The organism is Snodgrassella alvi (assembly GCF_002777855.1).
In the GTDB taxonomy this organism is placed as follows: domain Bacteria; phylum Pseudomonadota; class Gammaproteobacteria; order Burkholderiales; family Neisseriaceae; genus Snodgrassella; species Snodgrassella alvi_E.
The window spans coordinates 1-7,033 of sequence record NZ_MEIK01000020.1 but is presented as its reverse complement, the minus strand read 5'-3'; the positions used below and the strand labels follow the sequence as shown (position 1 = coordinate 7,033).

The 7,033-nt window shown below is 47.6% G+C and carries 2 protein-coding genes, 2 tRNA genes and 3 rRNA genes; 1 reads left to right on the top strand and 6 read right to left on the bottom strand.

Annotated features, from left to right (window positions below):
- Positions 1-167, top strand: a 167-nt coding sequence (locus BHC43_RS03310; RefSeq protein WP_306807695.1) for a tRNA (cytidine(34)-2'-O)-methyltransferase, incomplete at its 5' end; no start/stop codon positions are given.
- A 70-nt stretch (positions 168-237) separates the two neighbouring features.
- Here BHC43_RS03310 and rrf read toward each other — a convergent pair.
- The 6 genes from rrf to BHC43_RS03275 form a co-directional block, all read right to left on the bottom strand.
- Positions 238-350 (bottom strand): 5S ribosomal RNA (gene rrf, locus BHC43_RS03305).
- A 110-nt stretch (positions 351-460) separates the two neighbouring features.
- Positions 461-3,350: ribosomal RNA gene (locus BHC43_RS03300) — 23S ribosomal RNA — on the bottom strand.
- Between the two features lie 317 nt (positions 3,351-3,667).
- Positions 3,668-3,743: transfer RNA gene (locus BHC43_RS03290), tRNA-Ala, on the bottom strand.
- Positions 3,744-3,759: 16 nt separating this feature from the next.
- A tRNA-Ile gene (locus BHC43_RS03285) sits at positions 3,760-3,836 on the bottom strand.
- Between the two features lie 77 nt (positions 3,837-3,913).
- Positions 3,914-5,452, bottom strand: a 16S ribosomal RNA gene (locus BHC43_RS03280).
- Together the 16S, 23S and 5S rRNA genes with 2 tRNA genes alongside form the textbook arrangement of a ribosomal RNA operon.
- A gap of 498 nt (positions 5,453-5,950) precedes the next feature.
- A complete protein-coding gene (locus tag BHC43_RS03275) occupies positions 5,951-6,682 on the bottom strand; it encodes a DUF3472 domain-containing protein (RefSeq protein ID WP_218966450.1) in 732 nt (243 codons plus the stop codon).
- Positions 6,683-7,033 lie beyond the last annotated feature (351 nt).

Below are 7,033 nucleotides of genomic sequence, written 5' to 3'. Positions count from 1 at the left end.
TTGGCCGGGAAACGACCGGCCTGCCGCAGGAGTTCGCACAGGCCAGAGCAGATCACTGCCTGCGTATCCCTCAGACTTCCCATATCCGCTCATTGAATCTATCCAACGCAGCGGCCATTGTGTTGTACGAAGCGCTACGGCAGCAGGGGTTCGCTGGTTTGTCTTAACCAGTTGCGTTTCCATTTAGCACAAAGCAAAGAACCCAGTAGATAGTCTACTGGGTTCTTCTTAATGGGTGTCTGGCGGTGTCCTACTTTCACATGGGCATCCATACTATCATCGGCGCTAGGTCGTTTCACGGTCCTGTTCGGGATGGGAAGGCGTGGGACCAACCCGCTATGGCCGCCAGACTTTAAACTGTCAAATCAGAAAGCCTTAATCTTGGTGATGCTTGTATTCTCATCAGTAAGCTTTATCATTTACCTTGCACACCTTCTGTGTGCGAAGTCCTTCAAATGATAGAGTCAAGCCTCACGAGCAATTAGTATCGGTTAGCTCCAAGTGTTACCACTCTTCCACACCCGACCTATCAACGTCCTGGTCTCGAACGTCTCTTCAGAGGGATTAAATCCCTAGGGAAGTCTCATCTTCAGGCGAGTTTCACGCTTAGATGCTTTCAGCGTTTATCTCTTCCGAACTTAGCTACCCGGCGATGCGACTGGCGTCACAACCGGTACACCAGAGGTTCGTCCACTCCGGTCCTCTCGTACTAGGAGCAGCCCCCGTCAAACTTCCAACGCCCACTGCAGATAGGGACCAAACTGTCTCACGACGTTTTAAACCCAGCTCACGTACCACTTTAAATGGCGAACAGCCATACCCTTGGGACCGACTACAGCCCCAGGATGTGATGAGCCGACATCGAGGTGCCAAACTCCGCCGTCGATATGAACTCTTGGGCGGAATCAGCCTGTTATCCCCGGAGTACCTTTTATCCGTTGAGCGATGGCCCTTCCATTCAGAACCACCGGATCACTATGTCCTGCTTTCGCACCTGCTCGACTTGTCGGTCTCGCAGTTAAGCTACCTTGTGCCATTGTACTATCAGTCCGATTTCCGACCGGACCTAGGTAACCTTCGAACTCCTCCGTTACTCTTTGGGAGGAGACCGCCCCAGTCAAACTGCCTACCATGCACGGTCCCCGATCCAGATAATGGATCCGGGTTAGAACCTCAAAGTCACCAGGGTGGTATTTCAAGGACGGCTCCACAGAAACTAGCGTTCCTGCTTCTTAGCCTCCCACCTATCCTACACAAGTGACTTCAAAGTCCAATGCAAAGCTACAGTAAAGGTTCACGGGGTCTTTCCGTCTAGCAGCGGGGAGATTGCATCTTCACAACCATTTCAACTTCGCTGAGTCTCAGGAGGAGACAGTGTGGCCATCGTTACGCCATTCGTGCGGGTCGGAACTTACCCGACAAGGAATTTCGCTACCTTAGGACCGTTATAGTTACGGCCGCCGTTTACTGGGGCTTCGATCCGATGCTTGCACATCTTCAATTAACCTTCCAGCACCGGGCAGGCGTCACACCCTATACGTCCACTTTCGTGTTTGCAGAGTGCTGTGTTTTTATTAAACAGTCGCAGCCACCTATTCTCTGCGACCTCTAATAGCTTACAGAGTAAATCTTTCACCATCAGAGGCATACCTTCTCCCGAAGTTACGGTATCAATTTGCCGAGTTCCTTCTCCTGAGTTCTCTCAAGCGCCTTAGAATTCTCATCCTACCCACCTGTGTCGGTTTGCGGTACGGTTTCATTCAAACTGAAGCTTAGTGGCTTTTCCTGGAAGCGTGGTATCAGTCACTTCGTGTCCTTAGACACTCGTCATCACTTCTCGGCGTTAAGCACCCGGATTTGCCTAAGTGCTCCACCTACCGGCTTAAACGATCTATTCCAACAGATCGATGACCTAACCTTCTCCGTCCCCACATCGCATTTGAATCAAGTACAGGAATATTAACCTGTTTCCCATCGACTACGCATCTCTGCCTTGCCTTAGGGGCCGACTCACCCTACGCCGATGAACGTTGCGTAGGAAACCTTGGGTTTTCGGCGACAGGGCTTTTCACCCTGTTTATCGCTACTCATGTCAACATTCGCACTTCTGATACCTCCAGCATGCTTCTCAACACACCTTCTTCGGCCTACAGAACGCTCCCCTACCATGTCAGTTGCCTGACATCCGCAGCTTCGGTTACAGATTTGAGCCCCGTTACATCTTCCGCGCAGGACGACTCGACCAGTGAGCTATTACGCTTTCTTTAAATGATGGCTGCTTCTAAGCCAACATCCTGGCTGTCTCGGCCTTCCCACTTCGTTTACCACTTAATCTGTCATTTGGGACCTTAGCTGGCGGTCTGGGTTGTTTCCCTCTTGACACCGGACGTTAGCACCCGATGTCTGTCTCCCGAGGAACCACTTGATGGTATTCTTAGTTTGCCATGGGTTGGTAAGTCGCAATGACCCCCTAGCCATAACAGTGCTTTACCCCCATCAGTGTCTTGCTCGAGGCACTACCTAAATAGTTTTCGGGGAGAACCAGCTATCTCCGAGTTTGTTTAGCCTTTCACCCCTATCCACAGCTCATCCCCGCATTTTGCAACATGCGTGGGTTCGGTCCTCCAGTACCTGTTACGGCACCTTCAACCTGGCCATGGATAGATCACTCGGTTTCGGGTCTACACCCAGCAACTCGTCGCCCTATTAAGACTCGGTTTCCCTGCGCCTCCCCTAATCGGTTAAGCTCGCTACTGAATGTAAGTCGTTGACCCATTATACAAAAGGTACGCAGTCACGGATTACTCCGCTCCCACTGTTTGTATGCATCAGGTTTCAGGTTCTATTTCACTCCCCTCCCGGGGTTCTTTTCGCCTTTCCCTCACGGTACTGGTTCACTATCGGTCGATGATGAGTATTTAGCCTTGGAGGATGGTCCCCCCATATTCAGACAGGATTTCTCGTGTCCCGCCCTACTTCTCGTATACTTAGTACCATCTCTGAAATTTCAAATACGGGGCTATCACCCTCTGTGGCCAAGCTTCCCAGCTTGTTCTTCTATCTCAGTGACTATCATATACAGGCTCTTACGCGTTCGCTCGCCACTACTTGCGCAATCTCGGTTGATTTCTTTTCCTCTGGGTACTTAGATGGTTCAGTTCTCCAGGTTCGCTTCTCTAAACCTATGTATTCAGTTTAGGATACCATGCTTTTACATGGTGGGTTTCCCCATTCGGATATCGCGGGATCACAGCTCTATTGCCAGCTCCCCCACGCTTTTCGCAGGCTTACACGTCCTTCTTCGCCTATCATCGCCAAGGCATCCACCTGATGCACTTATTCACTTGACTCTATCATTTCAAGAACCTCTTGACTTCATCACAACTACCGTTGACCTGTAATCATGACTTAAGCTCCCTACTCTCATAAAGCTTACTTCTTGGTTGTCTGAACAACGCCTTTTGTCTTCGTTGCTCAGCGATACAATCATCACCCAATTCTTTCAGCACTTCCACTTCATCCGTCTCCAGACTCAGCTTCCATGCCTCAATCTTTGTTTGTTGATTTCGGCTTTCCAATTTGTTAAAGATCGATGCGTTACTTCGCAAATTAAATTCAGCTTCCGCTTCATCTGCTTCCAGATAAACTCAATTTAATTTCCAAAGTGTGGTGGAGGCAAACGGGATCGAACCGATGACCCCCTGCTTGCAAAGCAGGTGCTCTACCAACTGAGCTATGCCCCCTCTCTTCTTAAATAAGTGGTGGGTCTGGGAGGACTTGAACCTCCGACCCCACGCTTATCAAGCGTGTGCTCTAACCAGCTGAGCTACAAACCCAGTTTATTCAGTCTCTTCTCGCATCTTTTCAGTTTACCGATAAGTGTGAATGCGAATAACCCTCTTCTTTTCTCTAGAAAGGAGGTGATCCAGCCGCAGGTTCCCCTACGGCTACCTTGTTACGACTTCACCCCAGTCATGAAGCATACCGTGTTAAGCGACCCCCTTGCGGTTAGTCTACCCAATTCTGGTATCCCCCACTCCCATGGTGTGACGGGCGGTGTGTACAAGACCCGGGAACGTATTCACCGCAGTATGCTGACCTGCGATTACTAGCGATTCCGACTTCATGCACTCGAGTTGCAGAGTGCAATCCGGACTACGATCGGCTTTCTGAGATTGGCTTCACCTCGCGGCTTCGCTACCCTCTGTACCGACCATTGTATGACGTGTGAAGCCCTGGTCATAAGGGCCATGAGGACTTGACGTCATCCCCACCTTCCTCCGGTTTGTCACCGGCAGTCTCATTAGAGTGCCCAACTTAATGATGGCAACTAATGACAAGGGTTGCGCTCGTTGCGGGACTTAACCCAACATCTCACGACACGAGCTGACGACAGCCATGCAGCACCTGTGTTACGGTTCCCGAAGGCACTCTCCTATCTCTAAGAGATTCCGTACATGTCAAGACCAGGTAAGGTTCTTCGCGTTGCATCGAATTAATCCACATCATCCACCGCTTGTGCGGGTCCCCGTCAATTCCTTTGAGTTTTAATCTTGCGACCGTACTCCCCAGGCGGACAATTTCTCGCGTTAGCTTCGCTACTAAGACATCTAGTGCCCCAACAGCTAATTGTCATCGTTTAGGGCGTGGACTACCAGGGTATCTAATCCTGTTTGCTACCCACGCTTTCGAGCATGAACGTCAGTGTTATCCCAGGAGGCTGCCTTCGCCATCGGTATTCCTCCACATCTCTACGCATTTCACTGCTACACGTGGAATTCTACCTCCCTCTGACACACTCTAGTTAGACAGTTTCAAATGCACGTCCCAAGTTGAGCTCGGGGATTTCACATCTGACTTATCTAACCGTCTGCGCTCGCTTTACGCCCAGTAATTCCGATTAACGCTCGCACCCTACGTATTACCGCGGCTGCTGGCACGTAGTTAGCCGGTGCTTATTCTTTAGGTACCGTCAGCACCAGGTGGTATTAGCACCCGGCTTTTCTTCCCTAACAAAAGTCCTTTACAACCCGAAGGCCTTCTTCAGACACGCGGCATGGCTGGATCAGGGTTCCCCCCATTGTCCAAAATTCCCCACTGCTGCCTCCCGTAGGAGTTTGGGCCGTGTCTCAGTCCCAATGTGGCGGATCATCCTCTCAGACCCGCTATGGATCGTCGCCTTGGTAGGCCTTTACCCCACCAACTAGCTAATCCAACATCGGCCGCTCAAATAACGCGAGGTCCTAAGATCCCCCGCTTTCCCCCTCAGGGCGTATGCGGTATTAGCCATCCTTTCGGACAGTTATCCCCCATTACTCGGTACGTTCCGATGCATTACTCACCCGTTCGCCACTCGCCACCAGAGAGCAAGCTCTCCGTGCTGCCGTTCGACTTGCATGTGTAAAGCATGCCACCAGCGTTCAATCTGAGCCAGGATCAAACTCTTATGTTTAATCTTAGCTTGTTGCAATCCTGAAGTTCCCTTCAGTATCACTGGTCTGCTTCAAAGTTATTGACAAGATTTCTTACTATCCTGTCCCTCTGAATCAGTGTGAGGCTTATCCGCACTCACACTTATCGGTAATCTGTTCTGTTAAAGAGCGTTGCTTTCGACTGCGTTCTACTTTAAACTGTTTCGTTCGTTTCGGCTCGCGTCTCAGCGAAGAAGGCGAACTATACGCCCCTACATACACCCTGTCAACTACTTCCCCCTTTTATTTTTATACAATCTGCCAATTCTCTGTTTTAATAAGTTTTATTTTTGGTCTTTATGACTGCATTGAAGTTTGCTTTAGCTTGCCAAGAATATGACCATAAGTTGATCTTTGTTTGATTGACACGATTCCTTTCACATAATACGGGAATCTTTTGGTTAAATGTTTTATATAAGTTGTATTTTATTAAAGATAAAAGCACGCCGACAGCGTGCTTTTATCATATGGTTTATAAATTATTTATATCCGCCTTTAACTAAGGTTCCACTTTCGTCATGCTGCCAAGTGATCGCCCCAGGACATGCAGCTGAACCTCTGGACAATGTAGAAATAGTACCTTTAATGGTGTTATTGTTGGCGGTTGGTGGCAAAAATTTAACCTCATAGTAAGGCCATCCTTTTTTATCACACGTCAAATGGAAGGAGGGATTATTCATTTTATAGTTTTCGATCCATGAAATTTGTTTACTGGCCAAATTACCCGCAGATGGACTTACTTCCCACTGTCCTATGATATCTCGGCGTCCTGTAGTTAGATTTGTTACTGTTCCCATCAGCAAATTTCCATTTTTCTGAACCCGAAACGTAAATGTATCGCCTAACTCTCCTGGTATATACATACGACAAGTGGCACCACTTCTAGCGCCATCAGCCCCACCCTTACAATTTGCATGCCTGGCAATGGTGTCTTTACGAAAACTACTAAACAACACCATAAACTGACGAGAACCATCTTTTGCGTTTTTAGTAGGTTGAATACCGGTATACCCAATCCCACCACCACCTGTGAAACCGAACTGATTTGAAAAATAAAACTCATCAACGGGAGCAGCCTGATTAATGGTAATACCAAAGGTTATATTTTCTATTACTTTATTAGTAGGAATATTCCAGTTTAGTGTAGGGGTAGCGGCTAAAGCATAACCAGTAGTAAATGCCATTGCCATTGCTATAATTCGTCTTTTCATAACTTTCTCCTTAAAATATTTATTAATTATCTGAGTCTGAGCAATCTTATGCCTTTTATGCTTGCGCATATTGTCTCTTTAATATTTTATCAAAAAATAGTAATTATTCAAATGTTTAAAATTTTCATTAGATATATGTAGGTGTTGAGATTAGAATCTTAAAATATTTGTCTTATTAAGAAGATTTTTTGCTTGGTAATGGAGCTTAATATTTAGCTAGCTTGACTCTAATCAGCGTAAATTTCTTAGTTTGCACTATCGGAATAGGCATGTGTTTTAGTGTTAAGTCATGTTGCAAATAGGAATGGTTTCTATTATCATAATCAAGATATGGAAAACCAACGTAAAGCC

What these genes read in the sequence shown, in the direction of transcription:
- BHC43_RS03275 (WP_218966450.1), bottom strand. Translation starts at nt 6,682, where the DNA reads ATGAAAAGACGAATTATAGCAATGGCAATGGCATTTACTACTGGTTAT.